Origin of the sequence: Candidatus Neptunochlamydia sp. REUL1 (genome assembly GCF_963457595.1) — a bacterium.
In the GTDB taxonomy this organism is placed as follows: domain Bacteria; phylum Chlamydiota; class Chlamydiia; order Chlamydiales; family Simkaniaceae; genus Neptunichlamydia.
In genome coordinates, this window is record NZ_OY735137.1 from 1,616,440 (window position 1) to 1,634,845 (window position 18,406).

The 18,406-nt window shown below is 41.0% G+C and carries 21 protein-coding genes and 2 pseudogenes; 13 read left to right on the plus strand and 10 right to left on the minus strand.

All coding sequences use genetic code 11. The features are described from left to right. Positions 1-83: 83 nt before the first annotated feature. Entirely contained in the window at positions 84-416 is a 333-nt protein-coding gene (locus tag R2I63_RS08685; protein ID WP_316356845.1) for a hypothetical protein, read from the plus strand. A gap of 42 nt (positions 417-458) precedes the next feature. On the opposite strand, the gene R2I63_RS08690 is transcribed toward R2I63_RS08685, so the two are convergent. Further along, on the minus strand, positions 459-1,448 hold the full coding sequence (locus R2I63_RS08690) for a hypothetical protein (RefSeq protein ID WP_316356847.1): 990 nt from the start codon (positions 1,446-1,448) through the stop codon (positions 459-461). Positions 1,449-1,455: 7 nt separating this feature from the next. Beyond that, the gene (locus R2I63_RS08695; RefSeq protein ID WP_316356850.1) at positions 1,456-1,686 is read right to left on the minus strand and encodes a cation transporter dimerization domain-containing protein; all 231 of its coding nucleotides are present in this window, start codon (positions 1,684-1,686) and stop codon (positions 1,456-1,458) included. A gap of 180 nt (positions 1,687-1,866) precedes the next feature. Here R2I63_RS08695 and R2I63_RS08700 point away from each other — a divergent pair, with 180 nt between their 5' ends. The 5 genes and pseudogenes from R2I63_RS08700 to R2I63_RS08720 all read left to right on the plus strand — a co-directional run bounded on the left by R2I63_RS08700 (position 1,867) and on the right by R2I63_RS08720 (position 5,087). Next, complete coding sequence (locus tag R2I63_RS08700) at positions 1,867-2,277, plus strand: hypothetical protein (protein ID WP_316356853.1); 411 nt, start codon at positions 1,867-1,869, stop codon at positions 2,275-2,277. 74 nt (positions 2,278-2,351) lie between these two features. Then, positions 2,352-2,723: a hypothetical protein gene (locus R2I63_RS08705; RefSeq protein ID WP_316356855.1), complete on the plus strand. Its 372-nt coding sequence runs from the start codon at positions 2,352-2,354 to the stop codon at positions 2,721-2,723. Between the two features lie 27 nt (positions 2,724-2,750). After that, the gene (locus R2I63_RS08710) at positions 2,751-3,179 is read left to right on the plus strand and encodes a hypothetical protein (protein WP_316356858.1); all 429 of its coding nucleotides are present in this window, start codon (positions 2,751-2,753) and stop codon (positions 3,177-3,179) included. A 35-nt stretch (positions 3,180-3,214) separates the two neighbouring features. After that, positions 3,215-3,518: pseudogene (locus R2I63_RS10730) on the plus strand (nicotinate phosphoribosyltransferase); the annotation flags it as partial. A 375-nt stretch (positions 3,519-3,893) separates the two neighbouring features. Beyond that, positions 3,894-5,087 (plus strand): amino acid permease, encoded by a 1,194-nt coding sequence (locus R2I63_RS08720; RefSeq protein WP_316356862.1) that lies wholly within the window; start codon positions 3,894-3,896, stop codon positions 5,085-5,087. 459 nt (positions 5,088-5,546) lie between these two features. On the opposite strand, the gene R2I63_RS08725 is transcribed toward R2I63_RS08720, so the two are convergent. Both R2I63_RS08725 and R2I63_RS08730 read right to left on the minus strand, forming a co-directional pair. Next, the gene (locus R2I63_RS08725; RefSeq protein WP_316356864.1) at positions 5,547-6,926 is read right to left on the minus strand and encodes a dihydrolipoyl dehydrogenase family protein; all 1,380 of its coding nucleotides are present in this window, start codon (positions 6,924-6,926) and stop codon (positions 5,547-5,549) included. 25 nt (positions 6,927-6,951) lie between these two features. After that, the gene (locus R2I63_RS08730; protein WP_316356866.1) at positions 6,952-7,335 is read right to left on the minus strand and encodes a hypothetical protein; all 384 of its coding nucleotides are present in this window, start codon (positions 7,333-7,335) and stop codon (positions 6,952-6,954) included. Between the two features lie 71 nt (positions 7,336-7,406). Between R2I63_RS08730 and R2I63_RS08735 the strand changes: the two genes are divergently transcribed. The 3 genes from R2I63_RS08735 to R2I63_RS08740 all read left to right on the plus strand — a co-directional run bounded on the left by R2I63_RS08735 (position 7,407) and on the right by R2I63_RS08740 (position 8,678). After that, entirely contained in the window at positions 7,407-7,949 is a 543-nt protein-coding gene (locus tag R2I63_RS08735) for a hypothetical protein (protein WP_316356868.1), read from the plus strand. A gap of 163 nt (positions 7,950-8,112) precedes the next feature. Beyond that, positions 8,113-8,205 (plus strand): adenylyltransferase/cytidyltransferase family protein, encoded by a 93-nt coding sequence (locus R2I63_RS10735; protein ID WP_445083640.1) that lies wholly within the window; start codon positions 8,113-8,115, stop codon positions 8,203-8,205. A gap of 254 nt (positions 8,206-8,459) precedes the next feature. Then, on the plus strand, positions 8,460-8,678 hold the full coding sequence (locus R2I63_RS08740; protein WP_316356870.1) for a hypothetical protein: 219 nt from the start codon (positions 8,460-8,462) through the stop codon (positions 8,676-8,678). A 191-nt stretch (positions 8,679-8,869) separates the two neighbouring features. On the opposite strand, the gene R2I63_RS08745 is transcribed toward R2I63_RS08740, so the two are convergent. From R2I63_RS08745 to R2I63_RS08760, 4 genes and pseudogenes are all read right to left on the minus strand, one after another. Continuing rightward, on the minus strand, positions 8,870-9,106 hold the full coding sequence (locus tag R2I63_RS08745; RefSeq protein WP_316356872.1) for a hypothetical protein: 237 nt from the start codon (positions 9,104-9,106) through the stop codon (positions 8,870-8,872). Between the two features lie 12 nt (positions 9,107-9,118). Next, entirely contained in the window at positions 9,119-10,414 is a 1,296-nt protein-coding gene (locus R2I63_RS08750) for a hypothetical protein (RefSeq protein WP_316356873.1), read from the minus strand. Positions 10,415-10,813: 399 nt separating this feature from the next. Further along, a pseudogene (locus R2I63_RS08755) lies at positions 10,814-11,540 on the minus strand (IS5 family transposase). 84 nt (positions 11,541-11,624) lie between these two features. After that, positions 11,625-11,927 (minus strand): hypothetical protein, encoded by a 303-nt coding sequence (locus R2I63_RS08760; protein ID WP_316356875.1) that lies wholly within the window; start codon positions 11,925-11,927, stop codon positions 11,625-11,627. 116 nt (positions 11,928-12,043) lie between these two features. Here R2I63_RS08760 and R2I63_RS08765 point away from each other — a divergent pair, with 116 nt between their 5' ends. Next, positions 12,044-13,225 (plus strand): DUF1207 domain-containing protein, encoded by a 1,182-nt coding sequence (locus tag R2I63_RS08765; RefSeq protein ID WP_316356877.1) that lies wholly within the window; start codon positions 12,044-12,046, stop codon positions 13,223-13,225. Positions 13,226-13,269: 44 nt separating this feature from the next. Then, positions 13,270-14,502, plus strand: a complete 1,233-nt coding sequence (locus R2I63_RS08770) for an amino acid permease (RefSeq protein WP_316356880.1) — start codon at positions 13,270-13,272, stop codon at positions 14,500-14,502. A 97-nt stretch (positions 14,503-14,599) separates the two neighbouring features. Here the strand turns inward: R2I63_RS08770 and R2I63_RS08775 are convergent, their stop codons facing one another. Further along, a complete protein-coding gene (locus R2I63_RS08775; RefSeq protein ID WP_316356882.1) occupies positions 14,600-14,848 on the minus strand; it encodes a carboxymuconolactone decarboxylase family protein in 249 nt (82 codons plus the stop codon). A gap of 157 nt (positions 14,849-15,005) precedes the next feature. Then, the gene (locus R2I63_RS08780) at positions 15,006-17,120 is read right to left on the minus strand and encodes an LOG family protein (RefSeq protein ID WP_316356884.1); all 2,115 of its coding nucleotides are present in this window, start codon (positions 17,118-17,120) and stop codon (positions 15,006-15,008) included. A gap of 66 nt (positions 17,121-17,186) precedes the next feature. Here R2I63_RS08780 and R2I63_RS08785 point away from each other — a divergent pair, with 66 nt between their 5' ends. After that, entirely contained in the window at positions 17,187-18,071 is an 885-nt protein-coding gene (locus tag R2I63_RS08785) for an MYG1 family protein (RefSeq protein WP_316356886.1), read from the plus strand. Further along, positions 18,068-18,403: a histidine triad nucleotide-binding protein gene (locus tag R2I63_RS08790; protein ID WP_316356888.1), complete on the plus strand. Its 336-nt coding sequence runs from the start codon at positions 18,068-18,070 to the stop codon at positions 18,401-18,403. The genes R2I63_RS08785 and R2I63_RS08790 overlap by 4 nt, the downstream gene beginning before the upstream one ends. Positions 18,404-18,406: the final 3 nt, after the last annotated feature.

Consider the following 18,406-nt stretch of genomic DNA (forward strand, 5'->3'; position numbering starts at 1 on the left):
CATAAAAATTGACTATCAGAGATAGGTTGCATAGTGCAATAATTACATTGGTTATAGTATTTACCAATAATAGAGGTGCTAGAATGGATAACATGCCGGAAGATGATGCTTCCAAAGAAAAACTTCAGTTACTCCTTTTTCAGCTTGGAGAGCAACTGAAAGACCCTCCTATTATGATTGACCTTTATAATTGGAGAGATAATGTCGAAATTATAATGAAGGATATTAAAGAAGTGTCTCCCTATGTACATGATCGTTTAGATGATTTAATCAATGAGGCAATGCGTCTTGCAAACAAGCATGTAATGGATCTAGATAGAGATATTTCTCGTAGAGACTCCAAACAGAGTGCTAGGGAGTATTTCGAACAAATTGCATTTGTTGCCTCTGAAATCAATGCAATTAAGTCCTTATAAAGCGGGTTATATCTTTTACGAGGTTACCGAAGAACTTCAGTTCTATTGAGTATAGGAATACGGGGATTCGACTGCCATTTCAGGGTTTTCTGAGGAAATAATCCATAAGTATTCATGGGCAGAAGTGAAAAGGGCATCAGTTTTATTTTGATCGATTGAGAGGGTAAGAGACTCTCCATTTCTTTTCTCGTCGCATGGAATTAAGTGGGTGAGGCGGGGGGGTTCTGTCATATCGACTGCATAGAGCTTCAATGAATCAAAGTATGTTGGGCAGTTAAGTGATAGCTGCATTTTTCCGTCTTCTTTATGAATGCCTGAAGTAAAGGCAGGTCTGCGTCGGGGTATGTCGTGTGCTGGAGAAACCATCCCTCTTCCTGAGTCAAGAGCACGGATTTTAAACTTTACCACTCCATCTCTGACCTGTAGCCAGTAGGGAAAGGGAAAGTTTTTACGTTCTTTATCGAAGTAGAGGACTATCGGTTTTCCAGAAAGTTCTGTATGATCTGCGGGCCATTTAGCAGTATAAACATCGTATTCAACCCCTTTAATTTTCTTTCCTTCAAGGACTTGAGGGGGTCCCCAAGGGCGATTTTGGACTGTTCCAGGTTTAGGAGTGGGGCCTGTTTGCATTCTCTCTTCTTCAGAAAGATAATGAAGATTCAAGGACATTAGAGGGATTAAGAAAGCCGCCATTTCATCAGTTGGAACCCAAGCTCTACGGGTCCTTGAGTAACATTCGGTAACAGATTCCTTCTCGAGATCAATTTCGTACAGAATCCATGAGGTATGTCCGGGAGCTCCTCTACTCACCCATTCATCCCACTTCATTTTTTTGACTTGGTGTTGAGGAATACTAATTTCCTCAAATAAGAAGCGTTTTTCTCCTTTTGTATGAAGGTGCAAAAGGGAGACCAGTTGATTTTGTTCCGTGACAATATAGGTCCCTTCTTCAGCTTCTAAGAACCGGTCTTTCAAGCTAAAAGCAAATAGGGAGTGAACCGTAAAAATAAAACAAAAAAGGACATACTTCATACAGCCATCATAGCGGATCTGGGTAATACTGGCGATCTATTTGAATGGTTGTATGAAAGATTTTATACTTTCTTTGAATCAGTTTGATCGCTTCTTGCGTTACCTCCTTTTCTGACACTAGGTGGGCACTGAGAGAAAAATGTTTTGTTGAAATGGACCAGATATGGAGGTCGTGAACTTCTTTAACATCTTCGAGGATTAATAAATCTTTCTTTGACTTCTTTGTATTTGATCCCAATAGGAGTTCCTTCCATCAAGATTTTGATGGTTTTTAGGAGAATTTTTCCTTAGGTGAAGAGAATTGGGTATGCTCTCCCTTAATTTTGCATTACCCACATAGTGGGTATAATCACTAGGTCTTTTCTTCAATTAGGGGATCGGGTAAATGTAGAGGGGAAGCATCGTACATGGAGATGGGATGAAATTCTGGGTTGTGTTGGGGTTGTTGGTATTTGGAATGGCATATGGAACTCTTCCTCAGCTAGATGAAGAAGTGCTCGTTCTTGTAGAGGAGGTACTAGCTCTTGTGAAAGAGCAGTCACCGGAAAATTGGAAACAAGAAGTGGAAACCATCGATCAGGCAGTTATTAAGTTGACTGATCTTAGAAACAAAGAACTTTCCAATGCTGCTTGGGCACAAAATCAAGGAGATCGCCTCCAGTTCCAGTCTCACAACCTACTTGATGCACGTCGCTACTGGAATGAAGCTGATACGAGCAGAGAAATTGCTGCACGGTATCAAGAGGAGATCGATAAGCTGGAAGTCCGTAAAAAGGAGATTCTAGATCAACAAGGTATTCAATACCAATCGTCTGAATCAAACACATGATTTACAAATCTTCTCTAGCTCTTCTTACCGATCTTTATGAGCTTACTATGGCGGGTGGTTATTAAAAGCTCGGGATGACGGATCGTCAGGCCTGGTTTTCACTGTTTTTCCGTCGTCGTCCCTTTGATGGGAATTATGCTATTGCTGCTGGAATACAAACGGCTATCGAATTTATTGAAGCCTTTCGATTTGAAGAATCAGATCTCATGTACCTTGAAGGATTGAAAACATCGAATGGAGAGCTTCTGTTTGAACCGAAATTCTTAGAATATCTATCCAAATTTTCGTTTAATTGTGATCTCTATGCAATGCCTGAAGGGACTCCGGTTTTTCCTTACGAACCTCTTCTCTTCGTTCGAGGACCTATCCTTGAGGCTCAAATTTTAGAGAGTTCTTTTCTAAACATCATTAACTTTCAGACTCTTATTGCTACAAAAGCCTCATGAATTTGCGAAGCAGCAGAAGAGGATGAAGTGGTTGAATTTGGTCTTCGTCGAGCTCAAGGAATTGATGGAGCTCTTTCTGCTGCTCGAGCATCGTTTGTCGGAGGGTGCCACTCAACTTCAAATATACTTGCAGGAAACTATTTTGGGATACCAGTTAAAGGGACCCATGCCCATAGCTGGATCATGGCCTTCGATAAAGAGGAAGATGCGTTTAAAGCTTATGCTGATGCTATGCCAAATGACTGCATCTACCTGGTTGATACTTACAATACAATCAAAGGGGTGAAAAAAGCGATTGCTGTTGCAAAGACAAAAAAGGAAAAGATGTTAGGGCGTGTCCCTAAACTTCCTTTCCAGAATTTGGCCCACCTTTACCCATCTGTATTTGTGTTCGATCTCAACAACTTTACCAAGTTGCTATCAATCTCCACAACGTCAACAGATGAGAAAATCTAGGAACAACTCCTTGGAGAGGACTTCAGGGACACACCCTAGGTGTCCGGCTTGATTCAGGAGATTTGGCGCAGCTCAGTATTGAAATTCGCAAACTTCTAGATGAAGCTGGGTTTACAGATGCAAAAATCATGGCAAGCAATGAGCTTGATAAAAGGGTCATCCGCGACCTTAAAGGTACAAGGAGCGAAGGTTAATCTTTGGGGTGTAGGAACGAATCTTATCACAGCAAAGGGTCAACCCGCTCTTGATGGGGTTTATAAACTTTCGGCGATTCAAAATAAAAAAGGAAAGTGGGTTAATAAGCTGAAAATTTCAGAGCAACTTGCAAAGACCACTAATCCAGGAACCCTTCAAGTACGCCGTTTTTATGATAAGGAAAGGCCTTTGCAGATATGCTTTACGATTTTGAAAAAGGGGTTCCAGATGCTTGTTGCGCTGTCTTCAAAGAAAAGGAAGCTTTAGAAGAGGTGAAAAATGCAGGGGCAACGATCACAAAGGCGTCTCATCTGTAAGTTCCATCTGTTCAAATCCACTTCGTATCCTCTCTGATAATAATAACTTTGACTTGTATTTTCAACTTGACACCTGGCTCATACTTTTTATAACATGTGGGTTATGATGAATTTCTTTTTCCAAGCTTATCATTCGTCCTTCCATCATTGCCATTAAAGGCAACCGGTCTCTTGTATTCATCAACAATTTAGGAAGGATTCTATGAAAACAAATATATTAAGAGTGGTCAGCGGCACTTTTCTTATCGCTGGAACAATGATTGGGGCTGGAATGCTTGGCATTCCTCTTGTCACAGGCGTTTCAGGATTTGTTCCTGGGATTATTGTAACCTCTATCGTATGGTTTTTTATGTATTGCACAGGCCTTCTCTTTTTGGAGGTCACTCTGTGGATGCCTGATGGGAGCAATGTCCTCTCGATTGCAGGCCGTTTCTTTGGAAAAGGGGGGCGTCTTCTCTCTGGAGGAATGTTTATCTTCCTCTACTACTGTTTAATGATTGCCTATTTTGCAGCGGGGAGTCCTCTTTTTGCAGAAGCAGTTTCAACGCTTGGCTTAACAGTTTGTGGGTGGCAGATGTTCGCTCTTTTTGGTTTGGTTTTTGGCACAGTGGTTGCAATTGGTCCAAGGTCTATAGATCGGGTGAATATCATCATGAGCATTGCGATGATTGCTTCGTGGTTTACTCTGATTGGAAGTGGGGGTTCCGAAGTTGATACGCCTCGCTTGGGCTATACAAAATGGTCTGCTATGGTGATGGCAATGCCCGTTCTTTTCAGTGCCTTCGGGTTTCACAATGTGATCCCTTCGCTCTGTACCTATCTGAAACGTGATAAACGCGCACTCCGAACGGCTGTGTTTTGGGGATCATTTTTGCCCCTGGTTGTTTATATTGTGTGGCAGTGGCTTATCATCGGGGCGATTCCCCAAGAAGAAATAGCAAAAACATTGGCAGATGGGACTCCAATAACTGCAGCATTTTCTTCGGTGACTGGGGAAGAAGGATTTTCTCGGATCGGACGGTTTTTTGCATTTTTTGCGATTGTGACATCCATTTTAGGAGTTGCTTTTTCGATGGTCGATTTTTTGGGAGATGGATTCAATATTGAAAGAAGGAAAGGATGGAGGCGTATTGCCTTGACACTACTTACTTTTATTCCTCCATTTATTTTAGCCACTTTGAATCCAGGAATCTTTACGACAGCGCTCGGGATAGCAGGGGGATTCGGGGAAGCTTTTCTTAATGGTCTTCTCCCAATAGGCCTTCTTTGGGTAGGGAAATATACTTGGAAACTCAAAGCCGACTTAGCTTGGCTTGAGAATAAAGGAGTGCTTTCTTTTTTGATTGCCTATTCGTTCTTTGTTGTTGGGCTGGAAGTCTTTCACTTAATTCGGTAGCATACTACCTTTTATAGAGATAAGTACTAGATTTTTATCGTCTTAACTTCCTTTTAGCCGGCATTCGCGAGGTAGTTTTGATCCATACCCTACCCGAAACGTATATTGCTTAAGACCGCTCTTCTGATAGGGTCATAAATGATCTAAGAAGCTATACAAAGTATTTGGTTAAAATAATTTTTACATCTTAATAATAAATAGCTTTTGTCATATTATGGCAGGCAATAAGCCGCCCTATGGTCTTATAATTGAAGGAGAGGATTGATGGATGTAGAACTATCTGGTGGGATCTCAAGTAGCTTTGATCACCCAGCCCTTGAAAGGGATGAAGAGAGAAAGGAAATTGCTGAGACGTGTGTTAAAGCAAATAAGTTTTTTAAAGATGTCATGAACCGCTATTCGGGGAATGATGCTATTGTGAATTGGGCACAAAAATCCCATCAAAATCTAAGAAAAACGCTAAGTGAGCGTTTTATGAGCGTTTCGAGCAGCATTTCTGACGATCTCGGGAAGTGCTGGGTGAATGTAAATCATTCCAAGTAGATCGTGGAGGGTGGCATCCATTTGGACTGCTAGAATTAGCATGTGAACCATGTTGGAAGCCTCCTCACCAATAATATGAGCCCCAAGGAGTTTTAAAGTATGTTTTTCGAAGAGGAGCTTGACGAAGCCAGTCTCAGGAAGAAGAGCCATTCCGCGTGCACTCGCGGCGTAAGTGTTTTTTCCGATGATATAGGGGATTTTTGCTTCTTTGAGTTCGCGCTCCGTTTTCCCAACACCAGCGATCTCCGGAGAAGAGAATACAGCGTGAGGAACTCCCTTATAAGTGATCGGTTGAGGCGTCTTCTCGTGAAAAAGTGCTTGGAATAAGTACTCTCCCTCAAAATTGGCTGAGTGACGAAATAGAAAGTTTCCTACACAATCTCCTAAAGCATAAACATTCTCTTGTGTGGTTTGAAGATATTCATCGACTTTCACAAATCCCTTTTCATCAACCTTAATATCGGTCTTTTCTAGGTTTAGAGAATCGCTCCAGGGCTTAATCCCTGTTGCAACGATGAGGGCATCTCCCTCAGCTTTAAGAAGGTTTCCCTTACCATCTTTATAGCTTATGGTTATGAGACCATTCGTATAACTTGCCTCTTGAAAATCGCACCCTAAGCGAAGCTTTACCTGTTTAGAAAAAGCATCTTGAAAGGCTTCTCTAACGTCATCATCTTCGGGGCGAAGTAAAATGCTTCTCACAAGAAATTCTGTTTCGACACCAACTGCCGAGTAAAAATACCCAAGCTCAGTGGCGATAAAGCCACCTCCAATTACAATCAATTTTTTTGGTTTTTTAGTATTGCGAAGAGCCTCTTGGTAGGTCATATAGGGGACTTTATCGAGACCTGGAATTTTTGGGATTGCTGCGCGGGCTCCTACTCCAAGGATGATCTTGTCACCTGTAAGTCGAACTCCTCCTGCCTCGACAGTCATTTTATCAACAAAATGTCCCTCATGGGGATAGTAATCAATATTCGGATTTTCTTCGTAAAGAGGAGTGATGCTTTCAGATTCTGCATCGATAGTACGATTAACCCGCTTCACCAAATGCTCGAAGTCAACATCAAAATTCCCCTTGAAATCGATTTCAAATCTTTTTGCATCTCTAATGAGTGAAGCAAGCTGAGCAGTATGGATAAGCATCTTTGAAGGAATACACCCTCTATTGAGACAGGTTCCACCAAGGGGACCTTTCTCAATGATAGCGACCTTCTTGTCAAGCTTAGCAACTGGAGTTACAAGCTTTGTTCCGCCTCCCGACCCAATGACAATTACATCGTAATGCTTTTCCATGCGTTATTTAACTTCTATGTTAACTTCAAAAGCTACGAATAAAGCTATTGCCCCCAGAAGTCAAGTGATTATAACGTTTTCGACTCTCAATTGGGCCAGCATATCCATAATTATAGTTGCTGTGAATAGCTGTTAACGCAATCTGGATTCTAACGACATGATATCCTGTAGAGGTGTCCTGAATTTCGCGTATCAGAGCTGTTGCGTGCTCAACTTGCGCAGGATAAAAGCCCATTTCTTTATTAACAAGAAGACAACCAACAACAAGTTTTTCAAGCTCTCGAGTAGTCAGATCTTCTTTGCACATAGCAGGCCCAAAGATTCTATCTCTAAGAGCATTTGCAAATCGAATCTGCTGAAGCTTGTATCCATGCGGGGTATGATATTTAAAGAAAAGATTAAGTGTCAATCAAAATTTTCACTCCCTCTTGCTTCACTATTCCTGCTTGGTTATAATCCGGAGAAAAATAAGGATCAAAAATGATGAAAAAATGGTTACTTGCTTTTTTAGCCCTTGGTGCCCTTGCCTTTGCAGACGAAAAGGAAGAAAGAGCTCAAGACCTTTGCAGTTTTACTGGGGATATTTTTGAAATTTTGAGTGAAGAATCCCGCATTGTCGATGAGGAAAAAATTGTAGGAGCCTATAGCGCATTCATTGGTAGACTTCATCAGTACGAAAAAGATCCTAATCCAGAAATTGCGGATCTTGCGGAAAAATTCATAGCTTCTTTCAAAATTGGCAATGAGAGCAAAGAGGGGATCGGCGATGCTGTTTCCTCTCTTGGTCGTTTGGTAAAGTGTTCAGTCGATGATGAGCATTATCGCTATGATACTTCCTATCTTCTCCATAAGGGGGATATTGAAAAAGAGCTTTCTCATATGGAAACTCAACTAGGTGAGCGCATCCCGCAGGGGAAAAACCTCAACTACCACAAGGTGATGATCGAATCTTTAGCTGGTCAAGAGTATGACCTTGCTCTCTACTCATATCTAAAAATTGCAGAAACCCGCTGTCAAAAATGAGCCTCTTGACCCCTGTATCACCAATAGAGCAGTTTAGACTGCTCCCTTTTTCCTTGAATTTATTTTCAATAAATTTACAATCAAAGATATAAAAAAATTAGTCTTACTTGTTTGTCTATGTGCTTTTGCCTATGCCAAGCCGGTTCGTGTCTATGTCGATGTCGTGGGTGATTTATTCCATGCTGGTCATGTCCAGTTCTTTAAAAAAGCGCGAGAAGAGGGGGATTATCTTATTGTAGGGATTCACCGATCTTGAAGCGAATAGAAGAGCTGAAAAAAGAGCATCCATTCTGGGGTTATTGAAGGATCTGGGCTCATCTTACGTATGTAGATCAAATAGTTGTAAACAAGAAGAGAGTTTACAACATAATGAAGAACAACAACTTACTGGTAAATAAAGAGACAAAGCTGAGAGCCAAAAGAGGCTCTTTAAGGCTAAAGCCACAGGCAAAAAAACCTAACGAAATCTGGGGAATCGACATGACAAAGATCAAAACTGAAATCGGTTGAGTGTATGTTGTAGTTGTGTTGGACTGGTACAGTAAAAAGATCGTTGGAAAACAGGTAGGACTAGTCTCAAAAACAGAAGACTGGCTAGAAGCCTTGGATGAAGGAGTATCAAAGCAATATCCTGAAGGAGTGTTGGGCAAAGAGCTTAACCTTGTATTTGACAATGGTTGCCAGCCAACGTCAGCACGGTTTATGAAAAGGGAGATATTGGTCGAGTAACGCAAGGGAACTTCCCCCTCACGTCCTCACAGATCCGTACGTGAACCTCTCGATTCATACGGCTCCTATGACTTATGCTTTTGGTTTAAATCCAAATTCCCAGTGAGCAAAGAGTTTGGGTTGCTTTTTAGCAATTTCTCTTCATTTTACGTACATCCTCCTTCAGGAAGGCTAACTTATTATAGAAAGTTCTATTCGTCATTAATTATAAGTTTTTTAGATCTCTCATCAAAACCACTTAGATTTTCCTTGTTATATACCGATATAGTGATCTCTTTATCACAATTCTCATTGTTTATGTGGGAATGGTGATGTTTTTTGGACAAAATAAGTTCTAATGAATCTTTCATTTCACTGGCTTCTTCCTCAGTAAAGTATATCATTACTCTATCTAATTTCTTGTTAGATTCCTCATCTAAAATTCTCATTTAAAACCTCATTTATTCAGCTACGCTACAACCTAGTGCTTGGCAGACTAGCTTTTTCTTATCTTGCGTTAATGCGCCTTTGAGTACAGATCCACCAAGGTTTCTTAAGGCAGACTCTCCTTTTCCTGTCTTTTCTGCTCGAGTTGCTAGGTCAAGAAGATCAACACCAAGAGCCGTTCCTAGATCCCAGGAATTTCTTCCCATTGCGCTACCAAGACCAAAGCCTCCAAATAGCTTTAAGACTTGCACTGCCTGATCTTTTCCTTCAGGGTCGATTGTATTGCCAAAAGAGTTCATTGCCGTTTTTGCTGCTTGTCCAATTACTAAGCTTGGATCTCCCGTTATAAAGGATAATCCTCCAGAGATCAAGGCACTACATAGATCATCTTTTAGCTCGTTTCTATGTTTATTTGAGAGCTGATGATCTCGTATCTTTTGCTGCTCAGCGTAGTGCTTTGCTGCTGTCCAGAGTGCTATCGCTCGAGTGAGATCTTCCTTTGTGAGTCTTGGTCTTTCGATGCTTTCTTTAGAGGGGTATTGCTTGAGATAGATCTTAACCTCTTCAATGTCTTTCTTGAGCCACTCTGATACCAATAGGCTGCTGAATATCTCCTTCAGTGCTTTCATGCATTTGGGAAATAATCTAGGAAATATGGAAAACTCTCGCAAACAGGTATCGTGAGTATCTAGTTGAAATACATCTCCAATCTTTTGTCCTGCTTTATTCAGAGATTTTATAAGCTGCCCCTTCAGGCCATACTCTTCTTCAAGGATCTTCTTTAGCTCAAGAATCACTTCTTCTGTTGGTTGATGATAAGTACAGTGGATATCTGAAAAGTCTCCAGCATCTATGGTGTATTCGACTTTTTCACTCACGTCTGCATAGCCTCGAAAATGATCAGCTAACAAAATAGATGCTTCTTTAGCTAAGTTGTTAACACCACGTATCTCACGGAAGAAATCAACAAAAACCTTTTGAAAGCGCTCATCTTCCTGCTGCTTTCCCAAAACAAAGAAATAACTTTCTTGAATCTTCCTATTAATTGTTGTCTGCAGGGTTTTCATGTGCTGTGTATTGGCAGATAGTCTTTGCTCGGGATTTGGGTGCCAGGGATCTATAGAGTCAAATAGCTCTTGATACTTTGCTTCTGGAAGTCTTAGTGGTAAATGTCTTGCCGGAGGAGAGTTTTCTGGAGAACTAGATGCAGAACTATAACCGCATGAATGATCGCTAGAGGTAGAGCTTGCTGAGGAGCTGGAGGGAGGAGGGAGGTTCTGAGGGACTCTAAGATGTGTTAACTTCTGCATCGGCTCATGCTACTAGTTTGATCAAGATGCCATAAGAGCTTAATCGATAGCGGTTATCTAGTCAAAGATTTACAACCACATATCAAAGAATTCCCATATTCTATCCAATGTAAATTTTAAATATTTTTTGATGGGGTCAAAGATGATGTGTCCGAAGTGCATAAAGAATATCACAATCGTAAGCATTACAAAAATTCGCAGATTGGGACTATCAAATATAATCTCAAGGGTTTTCTTGATTTGCTCTAGTAAGTCATGAAAAACAAAGAACTCCATAATTAGACCCTTTGTGAATTTTGGAAGCAGACTAGACATCACGGTTTAGGAACAAGCTTTTCGTAAGCAGTCTTCGCAGCTATTTTTTCTGCTTGCTTCTTAGAGGGTGTCCAAAAAGTCAAATTACCCAGGTTTTAGCCTGTGAACCAAAATATTAATCATGGCGATTTTGATCCAAGTTTCACTATTTTTAGGGTGAACTTCATAATCCTTGCTCAACCTCCTGTATCTATTGAACCAGCCAAAAGTTCTTTCAACGATCCAACGCCATTGAACGACTTTAAACTCTTTCGTCGGTCGCTTCACAATTTCCAATATTTTTTGGAACGACATCTTCACCCAATTGAACAAAGGTTTCCCTGAATAACCTCCATCTGCCCAGAAGATTTTGATTGTTGAACATATTGATAATGCCTTCTCAATCAAAGGTTTTGCTCCTGCTCGATCGGATTGTCCTGCGCTATGAACAATCACACAGATTAGAAACCCCAAAACATCAACTGCAATGTATCTTTTTTGGCCTTTTATTTTTTTCCCCGCCATCATAACCAATTTCTTTGCCCCGTCCTGTTGTTTTAACAGTTTGACTATCAATGATAGAAGCAGACGGAGAAGGATCTCTATTGGAAGCTTCTCTCCACACTTTGAAATAGTGATACACTGTTGATCTTGGTGGGTACTTTTCCGGGAGATATCTCCACTGACATCCTGTGCCGCTGATGTAGAGAAGAGCGTCTACTATTAAACGCTCATTAGTTTTCCGGGGACGTCCTCCGTGTTTTGGTGGAGGAATCAGCGGAGCGATTAGCTTCCATTGTTTGTCTGTTAAATCCGAAGGGTAATCCTTCATTATTACTCCTTATTAAAGGAAAAAATAATACCCTATTCAAGCTTTTTGGACACCCTCTTAAGGCAAGAATCACATTTTCTGCAGCTATTTATGCAACAAAGCCGTTGTTAGGGTATGAATCAGGGCTTCCTTTTCTTGCTCAAAATACGCCTCGATTTTTTTCATATGGCCTGTTGCTAAAATTTCTTTGATCTCCTTAGCAACCATGGGGTTAGTCTCGGATAGTTTTTCGACGATGGGAATGGCTTGCTTTAAGAGGTCTTTTTCGGATACAGATGTATCTGCGCAGAGTTGGAATAGTTGATTAAGCATAAAGAGATTACCATGGATTTCCCCCTCTTGCTGTTTTAAATGGCGCGCCAGATCCTCCTCTGGTAAATGACTCATCTTCTCCCTTTTTTTTCTTTTAAAATAGCATACTCATTAAATTTTTTTGATCATAATTCTTATGACTGGGTATATAGAGGAGTAGGGGTCCTCTGTAGACCAAATATCAGTGAAAAATGAGTATTAAAAATTTAGTAATAGTTACTTCCATCTCCTTTTGGATTTGTTCTTTTGGTTTTGCAGATGAACCATTTTTTTCTGCGGGACCGCCAACACGCTCGGATAGCATTCCACGTGAACATGTTGAAAGTGAAGAAGATGCTTATTTGGAGGGATATATTCAGGCTCTAGTCAATGCCAACTACTATGAGTTCGATGTCCTTGTGTATGTAGAAAATGGGGACGTGTACCTTTACAATTTACCGAAAAATGCGCTGATCAAAAATAGTATCATTTCTTTTGTGAGCGATATTCCTGATGTGAAGTCTGTGACTCCGGTTGATAAGTTTCCTGATGAAAAGTTAGCAAAACTTGAAAAAAGAGAGGTTCAGCCTCAGATTAAAGGAGTTTGGTTTCCTCAGCAAACCGTTCTCTATCCTCCAATGATTGCTAATCCCAGAGCAACGATCTATTCAGCGGCATATCATATCGGGGATAACATCATTGGAAAAAAATCCATCGCTGTTTCCTTGGGGGATAACTTTCCGATTTTTCGATGGCGCAATGTACTTCCTTGGCAAGGAGATATGCAAATTGACATTCAGGCAGGAATCTGGTCTGTGTTTAAGATGGGCGTAGATTTCAATGGGGAGATTTCTGAACTCTTTAATACTGACTATCTTGTTGGGTTTCCCTTAAGTTATGCTTTTGATAAATGGGCATTTCGTCTCCGCGTATATCATGTTTCGTCTCACCTAGGAGATGAGTATCTTGTTCATAATCCAGGGGTTGAGCGATTGAACCCTAGTATGGAAGCGGTTGATCTCTTTACTTCATATCAGGTGAACAGTGATCTTCGAGTCTATGGTGGATTTGGTTGGGTTTTTCATAGTGACAAGACCTATCCTATTAAGCCCCCTCTATACTTGGAGTGGGGAGGAGAAGTACGTCTACTTGGTCGCAAGTTTTTCTACCATCGCCTTTATGGAACAGCATTTCTATCTGTCTACCTTAGAAATTGGCAGGTCAATGATTGGAACCTTGATGGGACATGCATGGCAGGATATGAAATCAGTAAACTTCAAGGAGTGGGGAGAAAAATGCGAATTTTTGTTAATTATCACCGCGGCTACTCTGAAGGGCAATTCTTTAAAGATCGTACATCATGGACGGGCTTCGGCTTTTCTTGGGGCTTCTAACTCCTTGCTTAATATTGTTTGAAAGTGGATAATTTACTCCTGTTATGAGTATTTATCGGAATAAAACGTTTGGAAGTACGCTCTTAGTTGGTGGGACGTCAATCGGAGCTGGAATGCTGGCTCTACCATTGACGACTGGAGCAGGAGGCTTCTTTCCTTCGAGTATCTTACTTTTTATTGCATTTGCTTTTATGCTTATGAGCCTTTTTTTCTTGCTCGAAGCAACTTTGATGTCGGAGAAGCTTAATGCTAACTTGATCACGATCTGTAAAGAACGTCTAGGTTCTGTAGGTGAATTTGCCGCTTGGGTCTCTTTTTTGATGCTTCTATACTCTGTGGCTGCTGCCTATCTTTCGGGTGGAGGGTCATTAATTGCAGATGTTTTGAGTTCCAGTCTTAAGATGAATATTTCTGCAAATATCGGGATATTTATTTTTTTGGCTGTCTTTGGGTTTATTGTAGTTTTTGAAACTAAGGCGGTTGATGCTATCAATCGCATTTGTATGATTGGGTTGGCTCTTTCGTTTTTATTTCTCCTTATTTTTGTGACTCCTCACGTGGAGGCCACCAACTACAGCGGAGGGAAGCCAAAATACTTATGGGCGGCTGTACCGGTAGTAGTCCTTTCCTTTACTTCGCATATTATTGTTCCAAGTTTGAGGAGCTATTTAGGTGGCGAAGTTGCAAAACTCAAAAAGGCCCTTTTGTATGGGAGTTTGATCCCTCTTGTTTTCTACTTAGTATGGGAATTTTTAATCATCGGAATGCTCCCTTTATCTGGGAAGTATGGTCTTGAAACTATCGGGGGGGCTCCTCATCCGGTTGCGGGTCTAACAGATGCTCTGAATGCTATTTTGGGATTTCCTTGGGTTGCAATTGTTGTGGGTTTATTTTCGTTTTTTGCTCTCGTGACATCATTTTTTGGTGTGGCTCTTAGCTTGTATGACTTTTTAGCTGATGGTTTCAAGATTAAGAAGACGATTAAAGGAAAAGCATTTCTTCTTCTATTGATGTTTGCGCCACCCCTTCTTTTTTCTCTGTTCTATCCAGGCGGATTTGTTTTAGCTTTAGGATATGCTGGAGTTTTCGTGGCGATTCTATATGGCCTTCTTCCAGCTTTTATGGTCTGGCATGGCCGCTATTTCGAAAAGAAGAAAGAGCGTTTTCGTGTCTTCGGCGGAAAGTTTACACTTTTGATTATGTTTGTAGGATCTCTGGCGATTATCTTCTTTCAGATTGCTGCGACTCAAGGCTGGCTTCCAACACTTACGGGTTAAAAAAAGAAATATGAAGCCAAGAAAGACAAACAAAAAGGTTGTGGTCGGGCTTTTAATTCTTTTTGTTCTTTTCTTCTTGGTTTACTATTTTGCTTCTCTAATCTCGGTCAGCTAACCCTTTTTCCTCGAAGACTTTCCTCGCAACCTTCATCGCATTGAGTGTTTGAGGGAATCCAATATATAAAACCATTTGAATAATCACTTCTTCTACTTCCCTTTTGGTAATTACACCCGAATCGAAACCTCCTGAGATATGCCATTTAATTTGAGGAGTATTTCCTGAAGCGATTGTTGCGATTTTTCTAGATTTTTGATCCAAACCCTCTCTGGCATAGATTTCACCCATCCCATACTCAATGACTAAATTTTTAAATAAGGGGAAATTCCCTCAATAGCTTTGATTTGGTGAGGTGATAAACGCTCTTTAACAACTTCGAGTCCTTTTTGATACTTATCCATTGAAATTCCTAATTTATGTTTTTGGATATATTTGATTCTGATTACTAGTGGTCAACAACTTTAAACCCTTCTGGATAGATCGGACCTTGAGGTCCAATCGAGAGTTTTCCTGTGAAAAAATTCTCGTAAACTTTTAATCCCTGCTTAGCATTTTGAATACAGAAAAAGCAATTGCTCATCCATTCGGAGCCGGCGATGGTTCCGGCATTTATGTTACATTCGAAGCGCGTAGTGATTTTATGTTTCCAGTACTCTGGTGAGCCGACAAGGAGGACTGGGCTAGGGGATTTGACCCCAGTTTTTCGGCGAGTCTCCTCAATGGCGTATTCAAAGTCAGTTCCAATTCCTCCTGTAAGAAAGATAGGAAAGTCAAGATGGAACTCGGCTTGCCTTTCTACTAAGCGATCCAGGCGATAGGTCATTTTTGCTTCGATGAAGGGATTTTGTTCCTGCTCATTAACGACTTGATTTTTGTTTGTGCGAAAGTCGAGAATATTTGCGCATGAAAGAATCCCAAGGTCTTTGGCAATGCGGTTTCCAACGCTCATCATTCCTGGGCCTCCTCCAGTGACGAGGGCTAAGGGAGTCTCTGGATTCAGAAGTCGGTGACTGCAACCTTCCTTCATTTGAAGCAGCCCTTTGAGCAGGTCTTGGATAAGAGGTTCGAAGCTTCCCTCCATAAGGTTCGATCCATAGATACCAACCATGGTAGCTGCAATGAAGGTTTCTACTTTAGAAAGGGGAACAAACATTCCAGAATCCTTACCAGGTTTAGGAACATAGCGAAGGATTTTATTGCACCTTCGGTCCAGCCAGTAGATTGAAACCCCAAACTTTGCTAAATCCAGGAATAGGGAGCGATCTTCATGGGAAAAGTATTCTCCATGCGAGCGTGAGGGTTGTTCGAAGTAGATTCCTTTCAAACAGTCGTAGACCTGCTCACTGAGGAGCATGCGTTTCATAATTGGTGAAGGAAAAAATCGACTAAGCAGAATCCCTTGGCTTGTAATCATCCCTTTTTCGATCGCTTCCAAGTAGGGATAGGAAGGTTGCGCATGCATATATTTTTCGACTTTTTCTGCCTGCTCAGTTGGGTGAAAAAAACCAGGAAACTCTTTATGCGTTGATTCGGTTTGGATCCAATCATTAGGGGATAGGTTGTGAAGTTGATCTCCCTTTACAACAAAGGTAGCGCATTTATGGTGAGTTGGATTTGGAGCTGTTTCGAGTGCCTTGAAGAGAATTTTAGGGTCATCAATTGAGGCTTGAAGTTGGTCTCTATCCGAAAAAAAGACATGTTCTCGATAGGGATCAAGAGTGTAAAATTCGAGAGGGATCTGTGTGACTTCTTCAGAGCTCTTCCCATAGAGCTCATAGATATCTCCGGAGGCAAAGGTATCAGGCTGAAGAATGGATGCGGCTGTGTGTTGAACTCCTTCAGGAAGAAAGTCATTAACAACATGAGCAAATACTGTTCGGATGTGAAGGGGAAGGGTATTGACAAGAAGGAGTCCTCCATTCACGACGCGTTTTTTTTCTTCCCATTTTTGGGTAAGATGGATGAGTTCTCTCACCTTAATATTGGGGTGTTTTAGAGCTTCAACAAGAATGGGTATTAACCCATTTACTTGGTTTTTGTAGGTTTGAATGCCTTTCTTGAGGGGGAGAAATGCAATCATTCTCCCATCGATTTGCTCTAAAGTCCAATTAGCCTTTCCATCTTCTTCTCCAAGAGAAAGAAGGGGCTTACCAGCGCGATCGCTGCGCCCAAATATTCGCGACAGATAGATTGGTTCACGGACTCTTCTTCGTTCATCGGCAGCAAATAGCTTGCCAATATAGGTCTCTTCTTGAAGGTGAGAAAGAATGGTTTCTCCTTCGTTAGAGAGAGCAAAAAGCTCAACAAAAACCACGCCGCTTCGTTTTGTTTTTGAGAGATCCATTTCTTTTAGGGTGGCGTTTACCCCAAGTTGAGCAAGTGTACTTTTTAGATTAAACAAGACTAGACTTTGATCAATGTCAAATCCTAAAAATGAAGGAGAAATATTTTCTATTTGCACCTTTACTTCTATTCGTTTTTGATCGATAGGAGATATCGAGATGATTTTCCCATCAGGGGTGACTAGGTCATGATGCAAAAATGATAAAGGTGCTCTCATAATTTCTCTATAGGGAAATCTTTCTTCTTGAGCAATTAATTTTTAAGGAGTACGATTAGTCGGTTCATGGAAAATGCAGAGACAAAGTATCGCACACTTGGTACTCACGATGGGAGCTTTCACGCAGATGAGGTGACGGCATGTGCTCTTTTGCTCTTGTTTGATCTCATCGATCTGGAAGGTATTGTTCGGACACGAGATCAAAATTTGCTTGCGAAGTGTGAATACGTTTGTGATGTTGGTGGAATCTATGATCCATCTATCAAGCGTTTTGATCACCATCAATCTAATTATAGTGGAAGCTTTAGTAGCGCCGGAATGATCCTTAAACATCTGAAGGATCAGAAGATTCTTGATGCTAAACTATACCAATATATCAATGGCTCTCTTGTAATGGGGGTGGATGCAATCGACAATGGGAAATCTGCGCCGGCGATGGGGCATTGCTCTTTTTCTTCTGTAATCGCTAATTTTGTTCCCGTTCGATATGATGCGAATAAAGAAGTTTTTCAGGGGGCTTTTTTCCAAGCTCTTGATTTTTGTTTGGGGCACCTAACTCGATTGGTTGCAAAGTATAAGTATATTCAAGAGTGTAGAGGAAAGATTAAGTCTGAGATGGATAAACGGCAAAAAGTGATGTACTTTGATGAGGCTATGCCTTGGATCGAGTCCTTCTTTGATCTAGGGGGTAGCAAACATGTAGCACAATTCATTATTATGCCTGCAGGAGATCAATGGAAACTTCGAGGAATTCCGCCTTCTTATGATAAGCGGATGCAGGTGAGAGTTCCCATGCCAAAAGAGTGGGCAGGACTCATCAATGGAGAGCTTAAGAGCAAGTCAGGAATTTCAGGGGCAGTATTTTGCCATAAGGGAAGGTTTATCTCTATTTGGGAGACTAAGGAAGATGCTGAAAAAGCTCTAGAATATATCCAGAGGAAAATGCGGTGAGTACTATTTTTGGAAAGATTATCAAGGGAGACATTCCTTCTTCTAAAGTCTTTGAAAGCGATACACTTCTTGTTATAAAGGATATTAGTCCACAAGCACCTGTTCACCTTCTTTTGATTCCCAAAAAGGAATATCGATCACTCCAGGAGGTTCCCAAAGAAGATCTCAGTGTGATGAGTGAAATTATAGACGTTACTCAATCCCTTGCTGAGAAATTTGGGGTTGCAGACAATTACCGATTGCTGACAAATATTGGAACTAAAGCAGGGCAATCGGTTTTCTACCTTCATTTTCATTTAATTGGTGGAAAAGCGCTCGGCCCAATGGCATGACCC

Bases quoted from the DNA above. Each gene is read 5' to 3' on its own strand.
- R2I63_RS08685 (WP_316356845.1), top strand. From the start codon at position 84: ATGGATAACATGCCGGAAGATGATGCTTCCAAAGAAAAACTTCAGTTA.
- R2I63_RS08690 (WP_316356847.1), bottom strand. From the start codon at position 1,448: ATGAAGTATGTCCTTTTTTGTTTTATTTTTACGGTTCACTCCCTATTT.
- R2I63_RS08700 (WP_316356853.1), top strand. From the start codon at position 1,867: ATGAAATTCTGGGTTGTGTTGGGGTTGTTGGTATTTGGAATGGCATAT.
- R2I63_RS08705 (WP_316356855.1), top strand. From the start codon at position 2,352: ATGACGGATCGTCAGGCCTGGTTTTCACTGTTTTTCCGTCGTCGTCCC.
- R2I63_RS08720 (WP_316356862.1), top strand. From the start codon at position 3,894: ATGAAAACAAATATATTAAGAGTGGTCAGCGGCACTTTTCTTATCGCT.
- R2I63_RS08725 (WP_316356864.1), bottom strand. From the start codon at position 6,926: ATGGAAAAGCATTACGATGTAATTGTCATTGGGTCGGGAGGCGGAACA.
- R2I63_RS08735 (WP_316356868.1), top strand. From the start codon at position 7,407: ATGATGAAAAAATGGTTACTTGCTTTTTTAGCCCTTGGTGCCCTTGCC.
- R2I63_RS08745 (WP_316356872.1), bottom strand. From the start codon at position 9,106: ATGAGAATTTTAGATGAGGAATCTAACAAGAAATTAGATAGAGTAATG.
- R2I63_RS08750 (WP_316356873.1), bottom strand. From the start codon at position 10,414: ATGCAGAAGTTAACACATCTTAGAGTCCCTCAGAACCTCCCTCCTCCC.
- R2I63_RS08760 (WP_316356875.1), bottom strand. From the start codon at position 11,927: ATGAGTCATTTACCAGAGGAGGATCTGGCGCGCCATTTAAAACAGCAA.
- R2I63_RS08765 (WP_316356877.1), top strand. From the start codon at position 12,044: ATGAGTATTAAAAATTTAGTAATAGTTACTTCCATCTCCTTTTGGATT.
- R2I63_RS08770 (WP_316356880.1), top strand. From the start codon at position 13,270: ATGAGTATTTATCGGAATAAAACGTTTGGAAGTACGCTCTTAGTTGGT.
- R2I63_RS08775 (WP_316356882.1), bottom strand. From the start codon at position 14,848: ATGGGTGAAATCTATGCCAGAGAGGGTTTGGATCAAAAATCTAGAAAA.
- R2I63_RS08780 (WP_316356884.1), bottom strand. From the start codon at position 17,120: ATGAGAGCACCTTTATCATTTTTGCATCATGACCTAGTCACCCCTGAT.
- R2I63_RS08785 (WP_316356886.1), top strand. From the start codon at position 17,187: ATGGAAAATGCAGAGACAAAGTATCGCACACTTGGTACTCACGATGGG.